The following is a 24,905-nucleotide window of genomic DNA, read 5'->3' as shown; positions in this document are numbered from 1 at the left end:
CTATCCGGTGGCCTGGTCCACGACGACCTCCCGGGTCGCGGGATCGACGCGCACCTGTATGGTCTTGCCGACGCCGAAATCGGCCAGGTGCAAGGGCGACAGGGGCACGCTGAGCGTGCGCGACAGCGCGGGCGTGGCGCTGGTGGCGGCCACGTCCAGGTCCAGCTCGATGACGAAGTACAAGGTATCGCCGATCCGGCGGCGCGTGTCGCGTGCCGCCGTCACCCGCGCGGTGCCGGGCAGTCCGCTGACGCGCAAACCGTCCTGCCGCTGCACTTCCTTGCGTCCCGCCGCGCGACGCTGGCGCTCGCGCCACAACATGTACGCCGCCTGCGCCAGGGACAGCAACAGGCCCAGCCATACCCACTTGGCCCAGCTGGGCCATGCATCGATGAAGTCGGACATGGCGGCCTTAGATGATGCTCCAGAGACCGACCATCGACGCGCCCAGGCCCACCTTTTCCGCAGTGACCGCGTCGAACTGGTAGCTGGCGCCGGTGGTGCGGTACGAGACCATCTGTCCGATGCTGCTGACCATGGCGTAGTTGGTGAACGAGAGGTTCAGCATGACCGTGGTGCGGAACAGCGCCAGGCGATGCATGCCGAATTCCGCCTTGGCCACTGCCAGGCCGATGGAAAATGGCGTGGCCTGAAGCCAGCTTTCCTTGGAAAGATCCTTGACGTTGGCAGCGTCCATCACGACATCGGCAGGGGTTTTCAGCGTGATGTTGCCGTCGGCCTTGACCAATACGGTGGATCCCGTCGACTCCATGTCTATCTTGCCCTTGGCCTTGAGATCCATGGTGGACGTTTCGGACTCCACGTGCATCGCGGTCTTGGCCTTGACGTCCATGTTCGCGTCGGTGGAAAGCACTTCGACCTTGCCCTTGGCCTTCTCGGTGAGCATGCCGGTCTTGACGTGATGCAGCGAGTCGCCTTCGTTCACGTAGACCTGCTCGCCGTTCTTCAAGGTTTCCTTGAAGAGACCCGTGATCTCGCGTTCCTCGCCCTTGGCTGCGACCGTCGTCTTCAGGCCGTTGTCGAACTTCTCGTCCATCAGGCCGTCTTTCACGTTGACCGTGCGCGATGCCTTGACGGTGTATTCCTCGTGCCCCTTCACGAACACGTCGCGCGTCTTGTCGACATGCAGCTTGTCGGTGCCGGTGACCTTGATGTCGCGGTTGCCGCCGATCCTGGTGGTGTCGTTGTCGCCGATGGTGGTGCTGCGGTTCTCGTCGGTCGAATGGAATTCGTTGGCTTCCACCTCGGTGCAGAGTTCGCGTTCCGCATGCAGCCAGATGCGTTCGCTGCCGCTCTTGTCCTCGAACATGAGCGCGTTCGCCGTCGCGGGCGTGCCGCTCTTGGAGCGGCTCAGGAAGCCGCTTTGCGTGGCGTTGTCCGGCAGGTCCCAGGGCGGCAGGTTGTTGGCGTTGAAGACGCGGCCAATCACGATGGGGCGGTCGGGCTGGCCGCCGATGAAGTCGACGATCACTTCATCGCGTACGCGCGGCAGCTGGATGCCGCCAAAGCCGCCGCCGGCCCAAGGGCTGGACACGCGCACCCAGCACGAGCTGTTCTCGTCCTTCTTGCCATAGCGGTCCCAATGGAACTGCACCTTGATGCGGCCCATCTTGTCCGTCCAGATTTCCTCTCCTTCCTTGCCCACTACCGTGGCGGTCTGCGGGCCATGGGTGCGCGGAACGGGCGTCACGCGCGGCGCGCGGAATTGTGTGCTGGACGGCAGCACGACGAACTCCAGGTCGAAGTCGCCGGGATCGGGCTGGCCGCTGGCATAGCCTGTTTCACGGATCCGGTAGTAGGTGCTGACGACGAGGTACTCGCGGTTCTCGGCCTGGCGCGGATGATTGCGCAGCGTGAAGAGATGGCCCGTGGCCAGCCCGCGGGCGTTGGAGCCGCCGGCGCTTTGCTCCTTTCTGCATTGCAGGTCTTCGAGCCGCACGCGGGTGTAGTGCTCCGCGTCGTCAGGATTGGTGTAGCCCCCTTGCCATTCGTACATCTCCAGGTCGCCATGGTCGTGCGCGCCGGGGTTGTTGCGGCGCGCTTCCAGGCTGGCGGCGGGCGTGAGCGGATGGTAGTCCGTGGTGGCAAAGGCGCCGGGCGTGATCTGTTCGGCCACTTCCCATTTGTAGACGTGGTCTTCGCGCGGGATGGTGATGCGGTCCGGCCCGTAATAGGGAATCTGCTCGTAGCCCGAGACGGGCTCGTGCTGCGTGATGTCGTCGGTGAGGACCAGGGTGTGCTTGCCCTTGTCGTGCTTGAACCAGAAGTAGATGCCCTCGTGCTCCATAAGGCGGCTGATGAAGGCGTAGTCGGTTTCCTGGTACTGGACGCAGTATTCCCAATTGCGGTAGCTGTCCACCAGCTTGAACTCGATGGGATAGTCGTAGTCCTTCAGCACTTCCCGGATGACGTCGGGCACGCTCTTGTTCTGGAATATCTTGTTGTCCGAGGTCTGGGTCAGGTACCAGAGCCACGGCCGCACCGTGGCGCGGTAGATGGTGTAGCGCGAGGTGTTGTTCTCGCGGCCCACCAGCGCGCAACGCGTGATGTGCCCGCTGAGATAGCGCGGTGCGGCGGACCCGGTTTCGATCTCCAGCGTCAGCGGCTTTCCCAGCAGCGACTTCATATCCAGCGAATAGGATTCCGAGACCAGCTCGACCTCCAGTTCGTACAGCTGCGAAAGGCTCTCGGCGCCATGCATGGCGCGGAACTTCAGTTGCTCCGGCGGCAGGGGCGTATGCGCCTTGACGACACGTTCGCTGGGCACGTTGCGGTCCATCTCACCGTCTCCTTATGAGAATGCTTCGCCTGTTGCTGCGTGTGCTGCTTTCGATTTCTTCGCGACCGCGCGCCAGGCGCGTCACGATGACTGCAATGGGATGTCCGGCCACGCGATGGGGCCGCTTGCATAGGCGGGCAGGGACTCGTCACGAACGGGTCTGCGCCGGGGAAATCTGTCTCTGGATCTGATGCGCGCCGGTCTTACCGCCAGCGTGAGCGCCGATTGTAGGCAGGGGCGAAAGCGCCGGAGAAGCGCTCTCACATGCTTTTGTGTTTTTTACGCTTCGGTAACAGTCCTTCCGTGATGCGCCCGATTCCGTAAGGTCTGTGTCCAAAAATCAATGCAGCAGGGAGACAAGTGTTCAATTGTTTACTCGGGTGTTAGTTATCTGTAAGAAAAATCTGTAGTTGTTAGGTTGCCGTTGCATGCGGAAAGAGATGCCTAGAATTCACCCTTCCGTGAAGCAGCGCGGAGCGTAGTGGTTGTATCCAGGCAGCATCCCAGCAGGCATTTAACTGATGACTATGGAATTCGCCGACATCCTCAATACACTCGATTCACGTCTGCCCTGCGGGGAAGACCTCGAATACGACGCCGACTTCCTGCAACTGCAGCAAGCCGCGGCGGGGCGCGACGAACAGCAGTTCGGGTCGACCATCATTGCCGCGCAGCCACCTGACTGGCGCGAAGTCGAACGCCTGGCGCGCGCGCTGCTGGAACGCACCCGCGACCTGCGCATCATTGGCCTGTTGACCTCCGCCTGGACCGAAATCCGCGGCCTGCCCGGCTATGGCGATGGCCTGGCGCTGGCCGTCGATACCCTGGAACGCTATTGGGAGCCGGTGCATCCACGCCTGGACAGCGTGGGGGAAGACGATCCCATGCCGCGCATGAACGCATTGGCGGCCTTTGGCGACATGCAGGGCTGTGCGCGCAGCCTGCGTTCGGCCAGCCTGATCAGCGGCGTGCATGGACAACTCACCGTGCGCGATACCGAAGCGCTGCTGGACGGCAGCCGCCAGGATGCGGACGGCTATCCAGGCGGGCGCCCGCGCCTGGTCGAGCGCTTGCGCCAGGCATGGACGCAAGGCGATGCCGACGTGCAGGCGCTGGCCTCAGCCGCCGATGCGTTGCGGCGCATTCAGAAACTCGTGACGGACAAATTGGGCGCCGCGTGGGCGCCCGACTATGCGGCCATCCTGCGCACGCTGGACCTGGTGCTGGACGCGGCGCGCGATCCGCAATCCGCGAGGCCGACCGCGGCGCCGACCGACGAGGCGCGGACCGCGGCAGAGGCGCCAGCCACGCAGCCGGTCGCGAGCGCGGCGGATCACGCCGCACGCTGGCAGGACGCGACGATCCAGTCGCGCGACGAGGCCGTGGCGATGCTGTCCAAGGTCTGTGCGTACTTCGAGGCCAACGAGCCCGGCCATCCCGCGCCTTACCTCATCCGCAGGGCGCAGCAGCTCATCCCAATGAGTTTTCACGACATCATCAGGAATCTGGCGCCCCAGGGGCTGGAGCAGTTCGAGGCATGGCTGCCGCGGTCCGAGGCGAACCGGCAGGAACCGTAAGGCGGGCCAGCCGCCGCACCAACAAGAGGAGACGACATCATGGCGACCAGCCTGAAGGGAAGCGGCCAGAAGTTCATTGCAAGAAACCGCGCGCCGCGGGTGCAGATCGAATACGACGTGGAGATCTACGGCGCTGAACGCAAGATCCAGTTGCCGTTCGTGATGGGCGTGCTGGCGGACCTGGCCGGCAAGTCCGAAACGCCGCAGCCGGAAGTGGGCGAGCGCAAGTTCCTCGACATCGACATCGACAACTTCGATGAACGCATGCGGTCCATCCAGCCGCGCGTGGCGTTCCAGGTGCCCAACACGCTGACGGGCGAAGGCAACCTGAATGTGGACGTCACATTCGAGAGCATCGACGATTTTTCGCCGGCCACCGTCGCTCGCAAGGTTGGCGCGCTGAACGAATTGCTGAGCGCGCGCACCCAGCTGGCGAACCTGTTGACCTACATGGACGGCAAGACCGGCGCCGAGGAACTGATCGGCAGCGTGCTCAAGAATCCAGCGCTGATGAACGCGCTGGCGGCCGCGCCGAAGCCGCAAGAGGAGCCGCGCGCATCCGATGCCCCCGCGCCGGACCCGGCCGCCTGATTTCCGCTTGAATCGCTTTTCGGAGAATGCCATGACCGCAGTGGCCAAACGCGCCGACGCGCGTGCTGTCGAGACCCTGCAGGCGGACGATCTTTCCGCCCTGCTGAAGAAGGAATTCAAGCCCAAGACCGAGCAGGCGCAGGAGGCGGTGGAACACGCCGTTCGCACGCTGGCGCATCAGGCGCTTGAGAACAGCGGCGTAGGCCTGTCGTCGGACGCCTACCGCACCATCCAGGCCATCATCGCCGAGATCGACCGCAAGATGTCGGAGCAGATCAACCGCGTGATGCATCACCCCGACTTCCAGCAGCTGGAGGGCGCGTGGCGCGGCCTGCATTACCTGGTCACCAACACCGAGACCGACGAACTTCTGAAGATCCGCGTGATGTGCCTGTCCAAGTCGGAACTGGGCCGCACGCTCAAGCGGCACAAGGGCGTGGGCTGGGACCAGAGCCCGATCTTCAAGCGCGTGTACGAGGAAGAGTACGGCCAGTTCGGCGGGGAGCCCATCGGCTGCCTGGTCGGCGACTACTACTTTGACCACAGTCCGCCCGACGTGGAACTGCTGGGTGAGATCGCCAAGATCTCATCCGCCGCGCACTGCCCCTTCATTGCGGGGGCTTCGCCCAACGTGATGCAGATGGATTCGTGGCAGGAACTGGCCAACCCGCGTGACCTGACCAAGATCTTCACCAACACGGAATACGCCGCATGGCGCAGCCTGCGCGAATCCGAGGACTCGCGCTACATCGGGCTGGCGATGCCGCGCTTCCTGGCGCGGCTGCCCTACGGCGCGCGCACCAATCCCGTCGACGAATTCGACTTCGAGGAAGACACAGACGGCGCGAACCACGACCGCTACACCTGGACCAATTCCGCCTATGCCATGGCGGCCAACGTGAACCGCTCGTTCAAGCTGTACGGCTGGTGCACGTCCATCCGCGGCGTGGAGTCCGGCGGCGCGGTGGAGAACCTGCCGTGCCACAGCTTTCCCACCGATGACGGCGGCGTGGATCTGAAGTGCCCGACCGAGATCGCCATCAGCGACAGGCGGGAGGCCGAACTGGCCAAGAACGGCTTCATGCCGCTGGTGCATCGGAAGAACTCCGACTTCGCCGCCTTCATCGGCGCGCAGTCGCTGCAAAAGCCGCACGACTACTACGAGGCCGACGCCTCGGCCAATGCCAAGCTGGCCGCGCGCCTGCCGTATCTCTTCGCATGCTGCCGCTTCGCGCATTACCTGAAGTGCATCGTGCGCGACAAGATCGGCTCGTTCCGCGAACGCGACGACATGGAGCGCTGGCTGAACGACTGGATCATGAATTACGTCGATGGCGATCCGGTGAACTCCTCGCAGGAAACCAAGGCGCGCAAGCCCCTGGCCGCGGCCGAGGTGCAGGTGCAGGAGATCGAGGACAACCCGGGCTATTACTCCGCCAAGTTTTTCCTGCGGCCGCACTATCAGCTGGAAGGGCTGACGGTGTCGCTGCGGCTGGTTTCCAAGCTGCCTTCGCTCAAACAGAACGAAGGCTGAGTGGCGCTGACAAGTCGGGGCGCAACCGTGCCCCATAACTCCAGGAGACAGATGTGGCAGTGGATATGTTCATGAAGATCGATGGCGCCAACGGTGAATCCAAGGACGCCAACCACAAGGACTGGACCGATATCGTGTCCTTTTCATGGGGCGCAACCCAGCCAGGCAACCTGGCCAGCGGCGGCGGCCTGGGCGCGGGCAAGGCCAGCTTCAACGATCTGCACGTAGTGGCACGCATCGACAAGGCCGCGCCAGCCGTGATGAAGCACTGCGCCAGCGGCAAGCACCTCAGCAAGATCGAGCTGTCCATGTGCAAGGCGGGCGGCGAGCAGATCGAGTACTCCAAGATCACGCTGGAGGACGTGCTGGTGTCGTCGGTGCAGATATCCGGGGACCGCAGTGCCGAAGGCGTGGTGGTGAACTTCGCGTTCCAGGCGGCCAAGGTCAAGCAGCAGTACTGGGAGCAGACCGACAAGGGCGGCAAGGGCGCGGAAAGCCTGGTGGCTTGGGACATCAAGCAGAACAAGGAAGTGGGCTAGGGCGGAGACACCCATGTCCATCGCTGCGGTTCCCTTCGGCGCGCTCAGCCTGGCTGGCCAATTGGACGAGCTGCAGGCGCAGGTGCGCCGGCAGCCCGCCGACGCGGACCTGCGCGCCCAGCTGTTCCAGCTGCTGGCGGTGCAGGGGGATTGGGCGCGCGCGGCCGAGCAGCTCAACGTCTGCGGCCATCTGAACGCGCAGGCGCGGCCGACGCAGGTGCTTTACGCCAGCGCCATCGCGGCGGAACGCGAGCGCGAGGCCGTGCTTGCCGGGCAAGGCGAACCCGCGCTGCTGGACGAGCCCGCTGATTGGTTGCGGGCCATGATATCGGCGCTGCGTCTGGACGGCACTGCGCCAGGCCAGGCGGCCGAGCTGCGCGGCAAGGCTTTCGAGGATGCGAGCGCGCGTGCCGGCCTGTTGGAACTGGCGGCGCAAGAGACGGCGCAGCCGTTCCAATGGATCTGCGATGGCGACAGCCGCCTTGGTCCGGTGTTCGAGTTCCTGGCGGGCGGGCGCTACGTGTGGCTGCCCTTCGCCGGGCTCAAGCGCGTGCGTCTGCTTGCGCCGGAAGGCCTGTGCGACCTGGTCTGGGCGCAGGCCGAGATCGAACTGGAAGACGGCCGGGTGCGGCAGGGCCTGGTGCCGGCGCGCTATCCGGCAGCGCCCGGCGCGCGCATGGTCGAACTGTCCGACTCGGCCAAGCTGGGCAGGACGACCGATTGGCGCGCCTTGCATGGCGATACCTACGCAGGCGTGGGGCAGAAGATGTGGCTGACGGATGCCGCGGAAGTCGCGCTGCTCGAGGTACGCAGCCTGGAGCTGGCGTGATGGGCCACGCCGATCGTCCGCGCGATTGGGAGCCGTTGTCGCGCGGCCAGCGCGCGGCGCGCGACCGGTTGCAGCCGTCGCTGCTGGATCGCCTGATGGACAACGAGCCCGCCAAGCGCGAAGAACCGCGCGAAAACGCCATGTTGACGCATGAGGCGCTGCGCGCGGCGGTGCTGCGGGACCTGCGCTGGCTGCTCAATACCGTCAACCTGCAGGCGTCCCAGGACCTGTCGGCGCACCGGCCGGTAGCGGCCTCGGCGCTGAACTTCGGCGTGCGCGCCATGGCGGGAAAGCGCATGTCGGAGATCGACTGGATCGACGTCGAAGAGTCGATCCGCGCAGCGATCTCCGCGTTCGAGCCGCGCATCCTGGACTCGTCGGTGGAAGTGCGCTGCGTGTCCGATGCCGGCACGCTGGAACACCACAATGTGCTGAGCCTGGAGATACGCGGCATGCTGTGGTGCGTGCCGCAGCCGCTCGAGTTCCTGTTCCGCACGGACATCGACCTGGAAAGCGGCCACATGGATCTGCGCGATCTGGGCGGTGCCTGATGGACGATCGCCTGCTGGATTACTACAACCGGGAACTGGTCTATCTGCGGGAGCTGGGCGCGGAGTTTGCGCAGGCCCATCCCAAGGTGGCGGCGCGGCTGGGCATGAATGCCACGGAGGTCGCCGATCCTTACGTCGAGCGTCTGCTGGAGGGCTTCAGCTTTCTGACCGCCCGCATCCATATGAAGATGGATGCCGAGTTTCCGCGCTTCTCGCAGCGGCTGCTGGAGGTGGTCTATCCCAACTACCTGGCGCCCACGCCGGCGATGGCCATCGTGCAGTTCGCGCCCAGCATGAACGAAGGCACCTTGGCGGGCGGCTTTGAATTGCCGCGCGGCACGCTGCTGCGCGGCCGCGTGGCGCGCGGCGAGCAGACGCCTTGCGACTTCACCACCGGCCACGCCCTGCGCCTGTGGCCCTTGCAGGTCACGCAGGCGGAATTCACCGCCGCGCCGCAGGATCTGCCGCTGGCGCGGCTGGGCCTGGCCGGGCGCGCCGCTCGCGTGCTGAGCGCGCTGCGCATCCGGATAGAGGTTTGCGGCGGGCAGCGTCTGGAGGACCTGGATCTCGATCAGCTGGTGTTCCACCTGAACGGCCAGGACCTGCAAATGCAGCGTTTGCTTGAAGTCGTGATGGGGCATACCGTGGCGGTGCTGGGCCATGACACCGCGAGACCGGTGGCATGGATCAACAGACTGCCGCCGGACGCGGTACGCCACGAAGGTTTTGCCGACGAACAGGCGTTGCTGCCGGGCGACGCCCGCGTGTTCCAGGGCTATCGCCTTCTGCAAGAGTATTTCGCATTCGCGCAGCGCTATCTGTTCTTCAGCATCAACGGATTGAAGCGGGGGCTGCGCACGCCCGCGATGCCCCACGGCGCGCAGCGCGAAACCCGCGCATTCGATCTGACTCTGCTGTTCTCGATGGCGGCGCCGGAGCTGGAAGGCGCGATATCGGCCGCCAACCTGGCGCTGCATTGCGTGCCGGTGATCAACCTGTTCGCCAAGCGGGCGGACCGCGTGGCGGTTACGCCCAGGACTTCCGAGTACCACGTCGTCATCGACCGCAGCCGCCCGCTGGACTACGAGGTCTACGGGGTGACGCGCGTCGCGGGCCATGCCGCCGCGCAGCGGCAGGAGCAGGAATTCCGGCCGTTCTACGGTTCGCTGGGCAGCGATCCCGAAGAGCACGGCGCGTACTTTTCCATGCGCCGCGAGCCGCGGCTGGTGTCCGATAGCGCGCAACGCAACGGCACCCGTAGCGGCTACATCGGCAGCGAAGTGTTCCTGTCGCTGGTGGACCGGCGCGAGGCGCCGTTCTCGGGCGACCTGCGCCACCTGACCCTGGAAACCCTGTGCACGAACCGCGATCTGGCGCTGCTGTTGCCGCTGGGCGGCGATACCGACATGACCTTGCGTGTGTCGGCGCCGGTGCGCGCGGTCAAGGTGCTGCACGGACCCACGCGGCCCCGCGCGGCGCTGGCCGAGAACGCGGCCACCTGGCACCTGATCAGCCACCTGGGCCTGAACTACCTCAGCCTGACCGACCTGGACGCCGAGCAGGGCGCGCAGACCTTGCGCGAAATGCTGCACGTGTACGGCAACCTGGCCGAACCGGGCGTGCGCCGGCACATCGCGGGCCTGCGGCACGTCAGCGCCACGCCTGTGCATCACCGTCTGCCCGTGCCCGGCCCCATCGTCCACGGGCGCGGCGTGCGCATCGCGCTGCAGGTGGACGAGACCGCGTTTTCGGGCATCAGCCCTTATCTGTTTGGCGCCGTGCTGGAGCAGTTCTTCGCCCGCCACGTATCGATCAACCTGATGTCGGAGCTGGTCCTCTCGACCCTGCAGCGCGGCGAGGTCGCCCGCTACAAGCCCCGCATGGGACGCCGGCCCGTGGTCTAGGGGCTGTGCACATTAAAAGGAGCGCGTGATGAAGTCCGCCGCACATCTGAACCGCATGGCTTACGACCCCGTCCATCTGCTGGGCGAGCTGCTGCGCCGCGAAGACGACGGCAGCTATGCCGTGGCCTGCGATGGCCGCGTCTGGACCGTGCAGCGCGCCGCCAGCTGCCTGCTGGAGCCGCAGCCGGGCGACGAAGTGCTGATCAGCGGGCCGGACCCCGCCCGCATCTACCTGATCGCCGTCACCGTGCAGGCCGATCCCGCACGCACCACGCTGCAGGCGGAGGGCGAATTGCTGCTGCGCTCGGGCAGCATCCGCATGGTGGCCAGGCAGCTGCATGCCACGGTGGGCGAAGTCCGTCTGGTGGGCCGCAGCTACGAGGCGGTGATGGACCGCATGACGCTGATGGCGCGGCTGTCGCAGCGCAGCGTCAGCGAGATGGACCAGGTGCGCGCCGGCGCCATCGATTTCCAGGCCGAGCAGAGCGCGCGGCTGCACGCGGCCTACACGGTGGTGACGGGCGGCGACCTGGTGAAGGTGGACGCCAAGCAGATACACATGGGGTAGGACGGTGGATATCGCCCAGCCTGTTGCCGATCCCGTCCATCCGTCCGCCGCGCCTGATGACGCGCTGGCGCAATGGTGGCGCGCGGTCGAACGCGAACCGTACGCCCATGACCTGTTCCATGCCTTGCGCTGGATCGATGCGCTATCGGGCGCGCGCAAGCCCTTGGGACGCGACACGGTCGCGCGCCACGAACCCGTGCGGCTGCGGCAGGAGCCGTCGATGGCGTTCGCGCCGTCCACCGTGGCCGCCGCGCGCGCCGCCACGGGCGGGCGGCCCGCGGAACTGTCGATTTACAGCTTCGGCCTGTTCGGCCCCAATGGACCCTTGCCCCTGCACCTGACGGAGCATGCCCGCGAGCGTCTGGCGCATCACGGGGACCGCACGCTGTCCGCATTTGCCGACGTGTTCCATCACCGGCTCATCCTGCTGTTCTACCGCGCCTGGGCGGACGCGCAGAGCACGGTCAGCCTGGACCGCAAGGATGAGCGCTTCACTCGCTACGTAGCCAGCCTGCTGCATATGGGCGAGCCGTCGATGCGCCGCCGCGACGCGGTGCTGGACCACGCCAAGTACCACATGGCGGGCCATCTGACGCGACAGACCCGCAACCCGGAAGGGCTCAAGCACATCTTGCAATCGTTCTTCGGCCTGCCCGTGCGCATCCGCGAGTTCGTGCCGCAATGGATCCGCATGGAACCAGCCCAGCGGCTGGGCCTGGGCGGCTTTGCGGGGCTGGGGCGCGACACGGTGCTGGGCGTGGCGGTGCGCGATGCCCAGCACAAATTCCGCATCGAGATCGGCCCGCTGGCGCTGGAGGACTACCAGAGCTTTCTGCCGGGAGGCATACGCGCCCGCCAGCTGACGCATTGGGTCAGGCATTACATCGGCATGGAGCTGGCCTGGGACCTGAGACCGGTGCTGCGCGCGGAGGACGCGCGTGGCGTGAACCTGGGCGCCGCGCGTCCGCTGGGCCTGTCCTCATGGCTGGGCAAGCGCCGGCCCGAGCAAGGCGAGGCGGGCGATCTTCTGCTGGACTACGAAAGCCGCGGCGCCAGGCCGCCACGTGGCCGTGCGCCGGCCTCAACCTCAACCACGACGCGCGCGTGACGCGCCACCCTGCCATGTCCGATATCGGCCGCATCGACCTCTTCGGCAAGCTCAATCCACTGCTCTACCAGACGCTGGAGGGCGCCACCGCGTTCTGCAAGCTGCGCGGCAACCCCTATGTGGAGCTGGTGCATTGGGTGCATCAGATCCTGCACGCGCAAGACAGCGACCTGCATCGCATCGCGCGTCGCTTCGAGCTGGACCTGGCCGCCTTGCAGGCCGACCTGACGGCGGAGCTGGACCGCCTGCCGTCCGGCGCGGGCTCGGTCTCCGACCTGTCCGAACACATCGACCATGCGGTCGAAAGGGCCTGGGTGCTGGGCTCGCTGCGCTATGGCGCGGCGCGCATCCGCAGCGGCCATCTGCTGGCGGGACTGGCGCGGACCTATGCGCTGCGTCACGTGCTGCTGGGCATGTCGGCCCAGTTCTCGCGCATCGCGCCGGACACGCTGTTGGAACAGCTGCAGGAGATTGTGCAGGGCTCGCCGGAAGACGCGGCCGAGACTGCGCCCGTTGCCGCCGCCGGGGCGCCGGACGCGGGCGGCTCCGCGCTGGCACGGTTCGCCGTCGACCTGACGGCGCGCGCGCGCGCGGGCGAGATCGATCCGGTTTCGGGACGCGATGAGGAAATCCGCCAGCTCATCGACGTGCTGATGCGGAGGAGGCAGAACAATCCGCTGCTGGCCGGCGAGGCCGGCGTCGGCAAGACGGCCGTGGTGGAAGGGCTGGCGCTGCGCCTGGCCGCAGGCGAGGTGCCGCCGCAGCTGCGCGATGTGGCGCTGTACCTGCTGGATATTGGCCTGCTGCAGGCGGGCGCGGGCGTGAAGGGCGAATTCGAGCAGCGGCTGCGCGGTGTCATCGATGAGGTGCAGGCCAGCGAGAAGCCGGTGGTGTTGTTCATCGACGAGATCCACTCGCTGGTGGGCGCGGGCGGCGCGGCAGGGACCGGAGACGCGGCCAATCTGTTGAAGCCGGCGCTGGCGCGCGGCGAGCTGCGCACCATCGGCGCCACCACCTGGTCGGAATACAAGAAGTACATCGAGAAAGACCCCGCATTGAGCCGCCGCTTTCAGGTCATACAGGTGCACGAGCCCGACGAGGCGCGCGCATTCGGCATGTTGCGCGGACTGGCTGAAACGCTGCAGGCGCATCATGGCGTGCTGCTGCTGGACGAGGCGATCGAAGCGGCGGTGACGCTGTCGCACCGTTACATTCCGGCGCGCCAGCTGCCCGACAAGGCCGTTGCGTTGCTGGACACGGCCTGCGCGCGCGTCGCCGTCAGCCAGCATGCGGCGCCGCCCAGCCTGGAGGATGCGCGCAGGCGGGTACAGGCGCTGGAGCTGGCTCAACGCATCGCCGAACGCGAGCTGCGTCTGGGCGAGGGCGATGCGCAGCGGGTCGGACGCCTGGCGGCCGAGCAGGCCGTCGCCGCGAAAGAGGAGCAGGCGCTGGCGGAGCGCTGGGAGTCGGAACGCGCGCTGGCCGGAGAGGTGCTGAATTTGCGCCAGACGCTGGAGCTCGCCTCCTCCGATGCGCAGGAAGACCAGCGCCGCGCACTGGCGCAGGCGCGCATAGCGCTGGCGGCCAGTCAGGATGAATCCGCGATGGTGCATTGCGCGGTCGATGCCGCCGCCGTGGCCGCAGTGGTGGCCGACTGGACCGGCATTCCCGTGGGCCGCATGCTGCGGGACGAGGCGCGCGCGGTGCTGGACCTGGCGGACACGCTTTCGGCGCGTGTGATCGGCCAGCGAGATGCCCTGGAAGCGGTGGCGCGCCGCGTCCAGACTTCGCGGGCCGGCCTGACCGACCCGGACAAGCCGGTAGGCGTGTTCCTGCTCTGCGGCCCCAGCGGCGTCGGCAAGACGGAGACCGCGCTGGCGCTGGCCGAGGCGCTTTACGGCGGCGAGCAGAACCTGATCACCATCAACATGAGCGAGTTCCAGGAGTCGCACACGGTGTCCACGCTCAAGGGTGCGCCGCCGGGGTATGTGGGGTATGGCGAGGGCGGCGTGCTGACCGAGGCCGTGCGCCGGCGGCCCTACAGCGTGGTGTTGCTGGACGAGGTGGAGAAGGCGCATGCCGATGTGCACGAGATCTTCTTCCAGGTCTTTGACAAAGGTTGGATGGAGGACGGCGAGGGGCGCTATATCGATTTCCGCAATGCGGTGATCATCCTGACCTCCAACGTGGGCGCGGAACGGATCGCGGCGCTATGCCGCGATCCCGAGCTGCTGCCCGACGCCGCCGCGTTGGCCGCGGCATTGCGCGAACCGCTGCTGCAAGCCTTTCCAGCCGCGCTGTTGGGGCGGCTGGTGGCGGTGCCCTACCTGCCGCTGCCGGACGCCATGCTGGCGCGCATCGTGGACCTGCAGTTCGAGCGCGTGGGCCGCCGCCTGCTCGAGCAGCACGGCATCGTGCTGGAGGTGACGCCCGAGGCCACTGCGCTGGTGGTGGCGCGCTGCGCGGAGGTGGAGTCGGGGGCGCGCATGGTGGATGCCGTCCTGACCAACACCGTGCTGCCCCGGATCAGCCGGGAGCTGCTGGGCGCTTCCATGCAGGACCGCAGGCTGAGCAAAGTAAGCCTGTCGGTCGCCGACGGGGAGTTCCGCTATGACTACGCCTGAGGCCTCAGCGGTTCTTGTCGCCGGGTTCTGGCTTGACGGGCGCGGGCCGCAGGTAGCCGCCGATCTCGCGCAGATGATCGGACGCGCTGCGGCCGTCTGCCGCGTCGCGCGGGCGGCCCAGCGCGTCGTCGACGGGATGGGCCCGGTGCTCGGCCAATGCGTCGTGCGCGGGCAGGGCGGACGGGGTGCCGTCCGAGAAGATGCTGGGTGTGTCGTCACCCGGCGCATCGAACAGCGCCAGGGGATCGGTGGGCGGGCGCGACACCGCGCCGTCGCCGGGCGGCAGGTGGCGCAGGGGATCTTCCGGGTTGCGCGCCTGCGCGGAGTCCAGATCGAAGGGGTGTGTGGAGACGTCCGGCGCGCTGCCCACGGGCAGGGTGCCGGGGCCGATCAGGTCGCTGAAGATGTCGTCGTCGACCACGGCGGCCGCGCTGGCCGCCGGAGCCTCCGGCGCGGCCGCTGCGGCGCGCAGCCGGTAGTCGCCGATCTGCAGCTCGTCGCCTGGATGCAGCGGCACTTCCTGGTCGCGCGCGAGCGCCTGGCCATTGACGCTGACGGTGCTCATGTCGCTCAGGTTGAGCAGAAAGCCGGCGTCATCGTCGTTGACGCGGATCGCCGCCTGCACGCGGCAGATGCCGCGCGTCGGATCGGGCAGGGCCAATTGGTTGTCGAGACTGCGGCCTACCGTGCCGCCGGGCGCCGTGAACACGGCGTGGATGGGTTCGAAGGCCGGATCGCCGGCACGCTGGAACACGGTGAGTTTCACGCCTGTCTCCTGGGCGCCGTCGGCGCGTTAACGGATCTGGGACGCTTGCGCCGCCTGGAATGCCGGTCCCCACTGGGGGTGTCCGGCCTCATTCGGCGCGAGCTGGAACGAGGGCTGCAGCTGCAGGATGCGCGCGAAGCTGTCCTCGCACAGTTGGCGATAGTTGGTCACGCAGTAGCTGAAGGCCTGCAGCTTGAGCGCTTCGACCCGCATGGGCGTGGGCGCGGTGGCAAGCGCGTCGGAAGTCGCCACCGTGCGCACGACGGCTCCGAAGCGGCTGGCGGCATATTCGTCGCGCACCTGCTGCAGCGCTTCCACGGCTTGCGGCGATGGGGTGGAAGCACAGGCTGCAAGCAGCGCGAGCGTGGATATCAAGCAAATGCGTGCGGACTGTTTCATGGCGCGGGCGTGTCGTTCGGAGTGTGTAGGCCTGGTCATTCCGCCGATGATAGCGGCCCGCCGTGCAAGGTATGCGTCGCGGCGTAACAGACGTGTGTACTTTTATTTCCGAGGTCTTATGAACGGTCCATGCCTACGAGTGATTCCGACGGGACGGCGGCGCACCGCGGCGATTCTCGCGGCTGCGTTGACGGCGGCGATGCTCGCGGCATGCTCGTCGACGGCCAAGCGAGTGCCCGTGCCGTACGCGATCGAACTGCGCGCGGATCCGAAAGTGAACCAGAACGCCAGCGGCAGGCCCTCGCCGGTGCAGGTGACGATCTATGAACTGAAATCGGCCAGCATCTTCGAATCGCGCGACTTCTTCACCTTGCAGGGCGATGCGCATGCGGCGCTGGGCGCGGAGCTGCTCAATGTCGACCAGGTCATCCTGAAACCGGGTGAAACCAAGGTGGTGCAGTACCCAGGCAACGCCGAGGCGCGCGTGGTGGGCGTGGTGGCGGCCTATCGCGAACTGGAGCAAAGCAAGTGGCGGCTGCTGGTGTCGTTGCCCGAGGCGCAGAACACCAACATCTACAAGGTCTGGCAGTTTTCGCCGAACGAGGAGACGGTGAAGGTCGCGGTCAAGCGCGACGGGCTGGAAGAAGTGGATCGCAGCCGTTCGTGGTGGCCCTTTTAGAAGCGAAGAGAACCGCACATGGTGAGTAGAGACAAAGTGATCTGGTCGGAGGGCATGTTCCTGCGGCCGCAGCATTTCCAGCAGTTTGAACGCCATATGCTGCATACCGCGCAGCAGCGCGCAGCCACGCTCCAGGGATGCTTCTGGGGCTTTGGCCTGCTGTCGCTGGACCGCGACGCGCTGGCGATCGGCAAGGTGGCGCTGACCCGGGCGCAAGGCGTCATGCCCGACGGCACGCCTTTCGATTTCTCGCATCCGGACGCGGCGCCCGCGGCGTTCGAAGTACCGGCGCAGACGCGCGGCGCGCGCATCGTACTGGCCCTGCCGCGCGTGCGCGCCGGCGCCAGCGACGTCATCTACGAAGGCGAGGAAGACACGCTGGCGCGCTATCTGGTGCACGAGGCCGAAGTGGAAGACAGCGGCTCCGTGGCGCTGGAACCCGTCCTGATGCAGCTCGGACGCTTGCGGCTGCGGTTGATGCTGGAAGACGAACTCACCGACGACTGGCTGGGCCTGGGCGTGGCGCGCGTGCTGGAGCGGCGTTCAGACAACCGGGTGGTGCTGGACGAAGGCTATGTGGCGCCGTGGCTGGCGGCGGGCGAGCATCCGGTTCTGCGGGGCTTCGTCGATGAACTGCAGGGGCTGCTCGACGCGCGCAGCGAGGCGCTGGCCTCGCGCCTGTCGCAGCCCGGCCGCGGCGGCGTTTCCGAGGTGTCGGACTTCATGCTGCTGGAAACCGTCAACCGCTATATAGGTTCGATCTGGCATGCGCGGCAGCTTCCGGCGCAGCATCCCGAACGCCTGTTCCACGACTGGCTGATGCTGGCCTGCGACCTGGCCACCTTCACGTCCGCCACGCGCCGGCCCGGTGTGCTGCCGGACTACGTGCACGATGATCTGCAGGGCAGCTTCACGCCTTTGATGAACGAGCTGCGCCGCTCCCTGTCGGCCGTACTGGAACAGCGCGCCTTGCAGATACCGCTGCAGGACCGCGGCCAGGGCGTGCGCGTGGCGCAGATCCAGGACGCGGAACTGTTGCAGTCGGCCGGCTTCGTGCTGGCGGTGCATGCGGACCTGGGCGTGGAGACCGTGCGGGCGCGCTTTCCGGCGCAGGTCAAGATCGGTCCGGTGGAACGCATCCGTGACCTGGTGCACCTGCAATTGCCGGGCGTCGCCGTGCGCGCGCTGCCCGTGGCGCCGCGACAGATTCCGTACAGCGCCGGACATGTCTATTTCGAACTGGATAAGAGCGGCGAATTCTGGAAGCAGCTGGAGCGCACCGGCGCGCTGGCGTTGCATCTGGCGGGCGATTTTCCCGGGCTGACGATGGAGTTCTGGGCGCTGCGCGACTGAGCGCGGCCAAACCAGGCGGAGACAACTATGCATGCTTCGGATCACACGCTGGCCGGCCCTCCGGGCGGCATCGGCGAAGGCGCTGCCAATACGGCGGGCAGGCTGCGTCCCCACGATTACGTCATCAGCGGCGCCAATCCGCTGGTGGCGGCGGCCAACCCGCTGCTGGACCTGATCCCGCAGATCCGCGCCACGGCGACGCATCCCTCGCCTGCGATGCTGCGCGAGCACCTGCTGGACGAAGTGCGGCAGTTCGAGCTGCGCGCGCAGCAGGCGGGCATCCCCAACGAAACCATACTGGGCGCGCGCTACTGCCTGTGCACGGCGCTGGACGAGGCCGCGGCGCTCACGCCATGGGGCGGGGGCGGCGTGTGGTCCGCGCACAGCCTGCTGGTCACGTTCCACAACGAGACCTGGGGCGGAGAAAAGTTCTTCCAACTGCTGGCCAAGCTGTCGCAGAACCCCGGGCAGCACCTGGATCTGCTGGAGTTGCTGTATTACTGCCTGCTGCTGGGCTTCGAAGGGCGCTACCGCGTGATCGACAACGGCCGCTCGCAGCTGGAAACGCTGCGCCAGCGCCTCTTGCGCATCCTGCGCGGCGCGCGCGGCGATTATCCGCTGGCGCTGTCTCCGCATTGGCGCGACGAGCCGGCGCAGACGCCATTGCGCCGCCTGCCCGTGCCGCTGTGGGTGTTCGGCGCGTTGGCAGCCGTCCTGGCGCTGGCCCTGTACTGGGGCCTGGGCTGGCGTCTGGGCAGCGAGTCCGACGGCGTGTTCGCGTCCATCGCCAAGCTGCGTCCGCCCACGGTGCAGATCGCCCCGACCGCCGTGAAGCGGCCCGCGCCCGCGCCGCGGCTGGCGGTGTTCCTGGCGCCCGAGATCCGCGACCAGTTGGTCACCGTGCGCGATGAGGTGGACCGCAGCGTGGTGGTGCTGCGGGGCGACGGCGTATTCGAATCTGGCGCCAGTTCCGTGCGCGACCAGTACCTGCCGGTGCTGTCGCGCGTGGCCGATGCCTTGCGCGAGACGCAGGGCAGCATCCTGGTGCGCGGCTACTCCGACAACACGCCGATGCGCAGCGCACGCTTTCCGTCCAACTGGCATTTGTCGCAGGCGCGCGCGGATGCGGTCAAGGACATGCTGGAGCAACGCCTGGGCCAGACGGCCCGCGTGCGCGCGGAAGGGCGCGGCGACGCTGATCCGGTGGCGCCCAATGACACGGCCGCGGGCCGCGCGCTGAACCGGCGGGTGGAGATCACGGTGCTGGTGCCGCCGGTGGCGCACGAGCAGGGAGGACAGGAATGATCTACAGGCTGTTCGGATGGTTCTTCAGCCGCCGCGTGTGGAACTTCCTGGGGCTGGTGGCCCTGGCGGTGCTGATCTGGATCGCGGGGCCGCTCATCGCCATCGGCACGGTGCGCCCGCTGGAAAGCGAAACGGTGCGCATCGCCGTCATCGTGGCGATGTTCGCGATCTGGCTGCTGCGGCTGTTGTGGCGCAAATGGCGCGAAGGGCGCTTGAACGCGCAACTGCTGAGCCAGTTGCGACGGCCCCGGCCCAAGGCGGAAAAGCCGCTGGAGGAAGCCGCCGGCAACGACGAGATACGCCAGCTGGAGGCGCGCTTTCACGAGGCCGTGGAACTGCTGCGCAAGACCCGCTTCGAGAGCCGCGGCAGGCGCGGCGCGCTGGACCGGTTCTCCAAGCAGTACCTGTATCAGCTGCCCTGGTACGTGATCATCGGCGCGCCGGGCGCGGGCAAGACCACCGCGCTGGTGAATTCAGGCTTGAACTTTCCTCTGGCCGAACGCTACGGCAAGGTGGCCTTGCGCGGCGTGGGCGGCACGCGCAATTGCGACTGGTGGTTCACTGACGATGCCGTGTTGCTGGACACGGCGGGGCGCTACACCACGCACGAAAGCGATCCGACCGGCGACGAAGAAGAGTGGCGCGGCTTTCTCGGCCTGCTGTCCAAGTACCGCGGCCGCCAGCCCATCAACGGCGCCATGCTCACTGTCAGCGTCGAAGACCTGCTGTCGGCGTCGGATGCGGAACGGGCGCAGCATGCGGCAGTGCTGCGACGCCGCCTGCAGGAATTGCGCGAGCAGCTGGGCATCGCATTCCCGGTGTATGTACTGGTGACCAAGACGGATCTGCTGTCCGGTTTCGAAGAGTACTTCGCTTCCTTTACCCGAGAGGAGCTGGCGCAGATCTGGGGCTTTACCTTGCCGTATGCGCGCGCGCAGGAGCCGGGTTTCGACCTGTATGAAGCCTTTCACGAAGAGTATGCGCTGTTGCAGCGGCGGTTGGATGACGCCTTGCCTGAAGTGGTGGCGGCCGAGAGCGATCCTGCGCGGCGCGCGCTTGCCTACATGTTGCCGCAGCAGTTCGCGGGCCTGCAGGCCATCCTGGGCCATTTCCTGAGCGATGTGTTCGCGACTTCGAAGTTCGAGGCGCGGGTCATTCCGCGAGGCGTCTACTTCACCAGCGGCACGCAGGGCGGAGAGACCTTCGACCAGGTGACCGGCCATCTGAAGCGCTACCTGCGCATCGACGGCGGCGCCGCGCCCGCGGCCAGCGTGCCGGGCGAGGCGGAAGGACGCAGCTACTTCCTGAAGAACCTGCTGCAGGACGTCATCTTCCGCGAGGCCGGCCTGGCCAGCCGCAACCTGCGTTGGGAACGCCGCTATCGGCAGTTGCACTGGGCGGGGTACGGCCTGGTGACAGCGGCCTTCCTGGCCTTGGTCGCGGGTTGGACGATGAGCTATCGCAACAACGCCGATTACGTGGAAGAGGTGGCGCGGCGGGTGCCGGCGGTGGAGAAGCTGAGCCGCGACATCAAGATCACGCGCACTGGCGACCTGCTGGGGCTGATGCCGTTCCTGGACAGCCTCTGGTACCTGCCCCAGCACGAGGGCTTCGAGATCGACAATCCGCCCCTGAGCTATCGCTATGGCCTCTACCAGGGCCAGAAGCTGCGGGCGGCGGCGCAGGGCGTGTACGGCAACACGTTGGACCAGGTGCTGCTGCCGCAGGTGGCGCGGCGCGTCGAGACCGCCCTGCGCGACGCCTCGGCCAGCGACCTGGAGTATTCCTACGAGGCGCTGCGGGCCTATCTGATGCTGTACGAGGCCGAACGCTACGACGCGGAGTTCATGCATGCGTGGCTGCTCTCGGACATGCAGGCCACCCTGCCTGAAGGCTACACGCGGCGCCAGTATGAGCAGCTGTCGCTGCACCTGCGCAACCTGACGCAGAGCCACGTGCTGGCGTCGCCGTTTCCCAAGGACGACGCGCTGGTGGCCCAGGCGCGCGAGAAGCTGGCGCGCTACACGCTGGCGCAACGCGCCTACAGCCGGCTGCGCCGCACCCTGGCCAACGCCGACGCGGCGCCCGAGATCACGGTGGTGACGCTGGGCGGCGCGCAGGCCAGCGCCGTCTTCGTGCGCAAGAGCGGCAAGCCGTTGAGCCAGGGCATTCCCGCGCTCTACAGCTATCGCGGCTATTGGGACGTGTTCAACAAGCGCGTGACCGGCGTGGCCGAGGTGCTGCGTTCGGATGATGCGTGGATCCTGAACATCCCGTTGCGCAGCCAGCTGGACCAGACGGCGCAACGCCAGCTGGTGGTCGACATCAAGCGCTTGTACATGAACGACTACGTGGCGCAGTGGGACGGCTATCTGAACGATATGCAGCTGGCGCCCAGCAAGTCGCTGCTGCAGAACATCCAGATGGCGCGCACCTTGTCCGCGCCGGAGTCTCCGCTGGTGCAGCTGGTGCGCGGCGTTGCGCGCGAGACCTCCTTGCTGCGCGATACCGGCAAGGATGACCGCTCGCTGGTGGACCAGGCGCGCGACCGCGTCAGCAGCACGCGCGAGGCGCTGGAGCAGATGTTCGGGCCAACCGGGCCCGGCGCGGCCATGCGGGCCGACGCCACCGACGAGAAGCTGGAGCGCATCGTGGACCAGCATTTCGAGCCGTACCGTCGGCTGGCCGAAGGCGAGGGCGCGGCGGCCGGCGCCACCTCGCCGATCGCAGCCACCACCGGCCTCATCAACGAGCTCTATACCTATCTGACGGCGGCGGATGCGGCCTTGCGCAGCGGCAGCCCCGCACCCAGCTCGGATTCCGTGACCAAGCTGAGGGCCGAGGCGGGCCGCTTGCCAGGGCCGCTGCGCGACGTGCTCAACTCGCTGTCGGTGAACGCGTCCGGCGAGGTGTCCGACGTGGCCCGCGCGCGCATGGGCGAGACCGTGTCCGCCACCATCGGCATGTTCTGCGGCCAGTCCGTGGCCGGACGCTATCCGTTTTCGAGCCGTTCGGCGCGCGACGTGGCGCCCAACGATATGGCGCGGCTGTTCGGGCCCAATGGCCTGATGGACGACTTCTTCCAGAAGAACCTGGCGAACCAGATCGACGTTTCCGGACAGCGCTGGCGCTTCAAGCCCGGCATCGACGGCAAGTCGGGGGAGAACTCCACCACGCTGGACGCGTTCCAGCGCGCGGGCGTGATCCGCGACGTGTATTTCATGGCGGGCAACCCCATGCCCTCGTATCGGGTGGCCATCAGGCCCGTGGAAATGGACGCGGGCATTACCCAGTTCGTGATGGACGTGGATGGCCAGGCGGTGCGCTACGCGCATGGTCCGCAGGTGGCGACCACGGTGCAGTGGCCCGGTCCGCGCGGCAGCAACCAGGTGCGCATCGAGCTCACGCCGCAGGTCGGCGCGGCTGGCATGACCACGTCGGGCCCCTGGGCGCTGAACCGCATGCTGGACCGCGCCCAGCTGCGACGGGGGGCCACGCCGGAGGTCACGCTGGCCACATTCGATCTGGGCGGGCGCAAGGTGGTGCTGGAGATCACCGCCAGCAGCGTCAAGAGCCCTTTCCATCTGGCCGAGATGCAGGCGTTCGCCTGCCCGGGCGCGTCGTGAACAGGACATGGACATGGAGCTAGCAGTGGAGCGTGGGCGTGTGGGCTGGTACGGCAAGATTCCGGCGGCGGGCGACTTCGTGCACCGGCGCCTGCCGCGCGAGCTGATCACCTGGTGGGACCGCTGGCTGCAGTTCGGGCTGGCGGCGCTGAAGCAGGCGCCGGACGTCAATGCCGCGCGCGGTTTCGCGTCGGCGCCCATCTGGAATTTCGCGATTCCCGCAGGACCCGGCGCGGGTGTCGCACAGCTGGGCTGCATCACGCCCAGCCGCGACCGGGTGGGCCGGGGCTACCCGCTGTGCGTGGTCATGGCCGTACCGCCCGCGCAGTACCACAGCAGCATCCTGGATGGCGCCAGCGACTACTACCGGCAGATCGGCGCCAGCATGCTGGCGGCGGTGCGCCATGGCTGCCCGGCGGAGCAGTTCGACCGCAGCCTGCAGCAGGTGCGTACGCCTGCCGCAGCGCCGGGCGCCGCCGCGCCGCGCGGCGGCAGCGACATCATGGACATCCTGAGCGCCGGCCGCGAGCAGGATTCCGCGCCGCTGGCGCGCCGCGCGCTGGGCGCCTGGCCCGACCTGCCGTTCTGCTTCAACCCCAGTTCCCACACCAGTTATTGGTGGACCAACCAGGCGGACGGCGCGGCCTTGCAGACCTACATCCATGGCGGCGCGCTGAACGCGACGCTGTTCGCCAGGCTGTTCTCATCCCTGCCGACCTGGCATCCCTGAATCTGCCGGAGGACCGCGCATGCTACGAACTTCAGCTGTGCCGCCTGGACCGGGCGCGGGGGGCTTCCCGGCCGCGCCAGATGTGGAGCGCCTGGACGATATCCTGCGCCTGCCGCCCGGGCGGCAGCGTGAACAGGAGATCCTGCGAGTGGTCGCCGGCCTGTCCGCGTCCCTGGCCGCCATGCACGAAGGCGGCCGGGCGCATGGCGGCATTTGCCCAGATGCCGTGGTCCGCGACGGGCAGGGTTTTGCCGTCCTGGCGCCGCCTTTCGATGCGGCGCCCGATGACGAAGACGCAGCGCGACATGCCGGTTATGCCGCGTTCGAACAGTACACGGACGATCCGGGGCATTCTTGCGGCCCCTGGACGGACGTGTACGGGCTGGCGGCGCTGGCGTACTTCCTGGCGACGGGCGCGGCCCCTCCAGGCGCGCTGGCGCGCCGTGTACGCGACGATTGCCCGCCTCTGGATGAGTGGCATCCGGGCGCCTATCGGGCGGCCTTCTGCGCCGCCGTGGACGAGGGCCTGGCGATGGAGGCGCAGGCGAGACCGCGGACAGCCGCGGCGCTTGCTGCGGCGATGGGCGTGATCCCGCTGGCGGTGCCGGCTCCTGCGGCGGTTTCTGTGGCCGCTCCTGTGGAGGATCCGGAGCCGGACATGACCGCGCCTTCCTTGATGATGGAGACGCCCGCCGGCGACTTTGCCGATCCGCCGCCGGCCGCCGCTCGCCTGACCGCGATGCGGCCGGAACACCCGGCGCGCGCGCGGCGCATGCTGCCGCTGGCCGTGGCGGGCCTTTTGCTGCTTGCGGCGGGGGGATATGCATGGCTGCGGCCGGCACAGCCGCCGGTGGAGCTGGCTGGCGTGGCGCCGCCTCAAGCTCAGCCGCAACCCCAGCCGCAATCGGAGCCACCGTCCCAACCGCCGCCGCAACTCCTGCCGCCGTCGGAACCACAGCCGCAACCCGCGCCCGCGCCGACTCCACCGACCTCGCCGGACTCCCCCGCCGCGGCCCTACCAGCCTCGCCGCCGCAGGCCGCAGCCACTGGCTCCACCATGCCGTCCGCCAGCCCGAAGCCAGATAGCGCCCCTGAGCCTGAAGCCGCGGCAGCCCCCGCCGCGTCAGAGCCCGCCGCGCCCGCGACGCCGCCGCCTCAGGCGGCGCCTGTCACGGTGCGCGTGGCCGTGCGTCCATGGGGAGAGGTGGTGGTCAATGGCCGCTCGCGCGGCGTCAGCCCGCCGCTGCGCGAACTGTCCCTGCCGCCAGGCCGTTACCAGGTGACGGTGCGCAACGCATCAGCGGGCGATTACCGCATGACCCTGACAGTAGCGCCAGGCCGGCCGGCTTCCATTACGCATGAGTTCGAGTGAAATGAGCGGCATCGCGCCCCTATGCGGCGCGCGGTCCGCGCCGCGGATGG

20 protein-coding genes are annotated in these 24,905 nt (G+C 67.6%); 16 read left to right on the top strand and 4 right to left on the bottom strand.

Features of this window, described 5'->3' with window-relative positions; all coding sequences use genetic code 11:
• Both IB268_RS22485 and IB268_RS22480 read right to left on the bottom strand, forming a co-directional pair.
• Positions 1–405, bottom strand: coding sequence for a hypothetical protein (locus tag IB268_RS22485; protein WP_175160050.1), 405 nt, complete (start codon positions 403–405; stop codon positions 1–3).
• Positions 406–412: 7 nt separating this feature from the next.
• On the bottom strand, positions 413–2,800 hold the full coding sequence (locus IB268_RS22480) for a type VI secretion system Vgr family protein (protein ID WP_054457222.1): 2,388 nt from the start codon (positions 2,798–2,800) through the stop codon (positions 413–415).
• 527 nt (positions 2,801–3,327) lie between these two features.
• Here IB268_RS22480 and tssA point away from each other — a divergent pair.
• The 10 genes from tssA (at position 3,328) to tssH (ending at position 14,625) form a co-directional block, all read left to right on the top strand.
• Positions 3,328–4,377: a type VI secretion system protein TssA gene (gene tssA, locus IB268_RS22475; protein ID WP_054457220.1), complete on the top strand. Its 1,050-nt coding sequence runs from the start codon at positions 3,328–3,330 to the stop codon at positions 4,375–4,377.
• A 39-nt stretch (positions 4,378–4,416) separates the two neighbouring features.
• The gene (gene tssB / locus IB268_RS22470) at positions 4,417–4,968 is read left to right on the top strand and encodes a type VI secretion system contractile sheath small subunit (RefSeq protein ID WP_054457219.1); all 552 of its coding nucleotides are present in this window, start codon (positions 4,417–4,419) and stop codon (positions 4,966–4,968) included.
• A gap of 31 nt (positions 4,969–4,999) precedes the next feature.
• On the top strand, positions 5,000–6,502 hold the full coding sequence (gene tssC, locus IB268_RS22465; RefSeq protein WP_059379448.1) for a type VI secretion system contractile sheath large subunit: 1,503 nt from the start codon (positions 5,000–5,002) through the stop codon (positions 6,500–6,502).
• Positions 6,503–6,573: 71 nt separating this feature from the next.
• Positions 6,574–7,041 carry a type VI secretion system tube protein Hcp gene (locus IB268_RS22460; protein WP_088607795.1) on the top strand — a complete coding sequence of 156 codons (468 nt, stop codon included), beginning with the start codon at positions 6,574–6,576 and terminating at the stop codon, positions 7,039–7,041.
• A gap of 13 nt (positions 7,042–7,054) precedes the next feature.
• A complete protein-coding gene (locus IB268_RS22455; protein WP_119449737.1) occupies positions 7,055–7,870 on the top strand; it encodes a type VI secretion system accessory protein TagJ in 816 nt (271 codons plus the stop codon).
• Positions 7,870–8,421, top strand: coding sequence for a type VI secretion system baseplate subunit TssE (gene tssE / locus IB268_RS22450; protein WP_054457215.1), 552 nt, complete (start codon positions 7,870–7,872; stop codon positions 8,419–8,421). Before IB268_RS22455 ends, tssE begins: the two co-directional genes overlap by 1 nt.
• Positions 8,421–10,325 (top strand): type VI secretion system baseplate subunit TssF, encoded by a 1,905-nt coding sequence (gene tssF / locus IB268_RS22445; protein ID WP_192354819.1) that lies wholly within the window; start codon positions 8,421–8,423, stop codon positions 10,323–10,325. The genes tssE and tssF overlap by 1 nt, the downstream gene beginning before the upstream one ends.
• Positions 10,326–10,353: 28 nt before the next feature.
• Positions 10,354–10,893 carry a DUF3540 domain-containing protein gene (locus IB268_RS22440; RefSeq protein ID WP_054457211.1) on the top strand — a complete coding sequence of 180 codons (540 nt, stop codon included), beginning with the start codon at positions 10,354–10,356 and terminating at the stop codon, positions 10,891–10,893.
• A 4-nt stretch (positions 10,894–10,897) separates the two neighbouring features.
• Complete coding sequence (tssG, locus tag IB268_RS22435) at positions 10,898–12,001, top strand: type VI secretion system baseplate subunit TssG (RefSeq protein ID WP_192354818.1); 1,104 nt, start codon at positions 10,898–10,900, stop codon at positions 11,999–12,001.
• A 14-nt stretch (positions 12,002–12,015) separates the two neighbouring features.
• Positions 12,016–14,625 carry a type VI secretion system ATPase TssH gene (gene tssH / locus IB268_RS22430; protein WP_192354836.1) on the top strand — a complete coding sequence of 870 codons (2,610 nt, stop codon included), beginning with the start codon at positions 12,016–12,018 and terminating at the stop codon, positions 14,623–14,625.
• A 4-nt stretch (positions 14,626–14,629) separates the two neighbouring features.
• Here tssH and IB268_RS22425 read toward each other — a convergent pair whose 3' ends face one another.
• Both IB268_RS22425 and IB268_RS22420 read right to left on the bottom strand, forming a co-directional pair.
• On the bottom strand, positions 14,630–15,391 hold the full coding sequence (locus IB268_RS22425) for an FHA domain-containing protein (protein ID WP_175160037.1): 762 nt from the start codon (positions 15,389–15,391) through the stop codon (positions 14,630–14,632).
• Between the two features lie 27 nt (positions 15,392–15,418).
• The gene (locus tag IB268_RS22420) at positions 15,419–15,790 is read right to left on the bottom strand and encodes a TssQ family T6SS-associated lipoprotein (protein WP_054457206.1); all 372 of its coding nucleotides are present in this window, start codon (positions 15,788–15,790) and stop codon (positions 15,419–15,421) included.
• 118 nt (positions 15,791–15,908) lie between these two features.
• Between IB268_RS22420 and tssJ the strand changes: the two genes are divergently transcribed.
• Genes tssJ through IB268_RS22390 form a run of 6 tightly spaced genes read left to right on the top strand, consistent with a single transcriptional unit; the run spans position 15,909 to position 24,855 of the window.
• Complete coding sequence (gene tssJ, locus IB268_RS22415; RefSeq protein WP_054457203.1) at positions 15,909–16,469, top strand: type VI secretion system lipoprotein TssJ; 561 nt, start codon at positions 15,909–15,911, stop codon at positions 16,467–16,469.
• A gap of 18 nt (positions 16,470–16,487) precedes the next feature.
• On the top strand, positions 16,488–17,822 hold the full coding sequence (tssK, locus tag IB268_RS22410; RefSeq protein ID WP_192354817.1) for a type VI secretion system baseplate subunit TssK: 1,335 nt from the start codon (positions 16,488–16,490) through the stop codon (positions 17,820–17,822).
• A 27-nt stretch (positions 17,823–17,849) separates the two neighbouring features.
• Positions 17,850–19,127, top strand: coding sequence for a DotU family type VI secretion system protein (locus IB268_RS22405; protein WP_054457200.1), 1,278 nt, complete (start codon positions 17,850–17,852; stop codon positions 19,125–19,127).
• A complete protein-coding gene (gene tssM / locus IB268_RS22400) occupies positions 19,124–22,753 on the top strand; it encodes a type VI secretion system membrane subunit TssM (RefSeq protein ID WP_054457198.1) in 3,630 nt (1,209 codons plus the stop codon). The genes IB268_RS22405 and tssM overlap by 4 nt, the downstream gene beginning before the upstream one ends.
• A 13-nt stretch (positions 22,754–22,766) precedes the next feature.
• The gene (gene tagF / locus IB268_RS22395) at positions 22,767–23,483 is read left to right on the top strand and encodes a type VI secretion system-associated protein TagF (protein ID WP_054457308.1); all 717 of its coding nucleotides are present in this window, start codon (positions 22,767–22,769) and stop codon (positions 23,481–23,483) included.
• Between the two features lie 19 nt (positions 23,484–23,502).
• The gene (locus IB268_RS22390; RefSeq protein WP_192354816.1) at positions 23,503–24,855 is read left to right on the top strand and encodes a hypothetical protein; all 1,353 of its coding nucleotides are present in this window, start codon (positions 23,503–23,505) and stop codon (positions 24,853–24,855) included.
• Positions 24,856–24,905: the final 50 nt, after the last annotated feature.

The organism is Achromobacter sp. ACM01 (genome assembly GCF_014851745.1).
Classification (GTDB): Bacteria; Pseudomonadota; Gammaproteobacteria; order Burkholderiales; family Burkholderiaceae_B; genus Achromobacter; species Achromobacter aegrifaciens.
This window is presented reverse-complemented; position numbering and strand designations above follow the sequence as displayed.

Excerpts from the sequence above, each read along its gene's own strand:
- IB268_RS22485 (WP_175160050.1), bottom strand. The coding sequence starts at position 405 with ATGTCCGACTTCATCGATGCATGGCCCAGCTGGGCCAAGTGGGTATGG.
- IB268_RS22480 (WP_054457222.1), bottom strand. The coding sequence starts at position 2,800 with ATGGACCGCAACGTGCCCAGCGAACGTGTCGTCAAGGCGCATACGCCC.
- tssA (WP_054457220.1), top strand. The coding sequence starts at position 3,328 with ATGGAATTCGCCGACATCCTCAATACACTCGATTCACGTCTGCCCTGC.
- tssB (WP_054457219.1), top strand. The coding sequence starts at position 4,417 with ATGGCGACCAGCCTGAAGGGAAGCGGCCAGAAGTTCATTGCAAGAAAC.
- tssC (WP_059379448.1), top strand. The coding sequence starts at position 5,000 with ATGACCGCAGTGGCCAAACGCGCCGACGCGCGTGCTGTCGAGACCCTG.
- IB268_RS22460 (WP_088607795.1), top strand. The coding sequence starts at position 6,574 with ATGAAGATCGATGGCGCCAACGGTGAATCCAAGGACGCCAACCACAAG.
- IB268_RS22455 (WP_119449737.1), top strand. The coding sequence starts at position 7,055 with ATGTCCATCGCTGCGGTTCCCTTCGGCGCGCTCAGCCTGGCTGGCCAA.
- tssE (WP_054457215.1), top strand. The coding sequence starts at position 7,870 with ATGGGCCACGCCGATCGTCCGCGCGATTGGGAGCCGTTGTCGCGCGGC.
- tssF (WP_192354819.1), top strand. The coding sequence starts at position 8,421 with ATGGACGATCGCCTGCTGGATTACTACAACCGGGAACTGGTCTATCTG.
- IB268_RS22440 (WP_054457211.1), top strand. The coding sequence starts at position 10,354 with ATGAAGTCCGCCGCACATCTGAACCGCATGGCTTACGACCCCGTCCAT.
- tssH (WP_192354836.1), top strand. The coding sequence starts at position 12,016 with ATGTCCGATATCGGCCGCATCGACCTCTTCGGCAAGCTCAATCCACTG.
- IB268_RS22420 (WP_054457206.1), bottom strand. The coding sequence starts at position 15,790 with ATGAAACAGTCCGCACGCATTTGCTTGATATCCACGCTCGCGCTGCTT.
- tssJ (WP_054457203.1), top strand. The coding sequence starts at position 15,909 with ATGAACGGTCCATGCCTACGAGTGATTCCGACGGGACGGCGGCGCACC.
- tssK (WP_192354817.1), top strand. The coding sequence starts at position 16,488 with ATGGTGAGTAGAGACAAAGTGATCTGGTCGGAGGGCATGTTCCTGCGG.
- IB268_RS22405 (WP_054457200.1), top strand. The coding sequence starts at position 17,850 with ATGCATGCTTCGGATCACACGCTGGCCGGCCCTCCGGGCGGCATCGGC.
- tssM (WP_054457198.1), top strand. The coding sequence starts at position 19,124 with ATGATCTACAGGCTGTTCGGATGGTTCTTCAGCCGCCGCGTGTGGAAC.
- tagF (WP_054457308.1), top strand. The coding sequence starts at position 22,767 with ATGGAGCTAGCAGTGGAGCGTGGGCGTGTGGGCTGGTACGGCAAGATT.
- IB268_RS22390 (WP_192354816.1), top strand. The coding sequence starts at position 23,503 with ATGCTACGAACTTCAGCTGTGCCGCCTGGACCGGGCGCGGGGGGCTTC.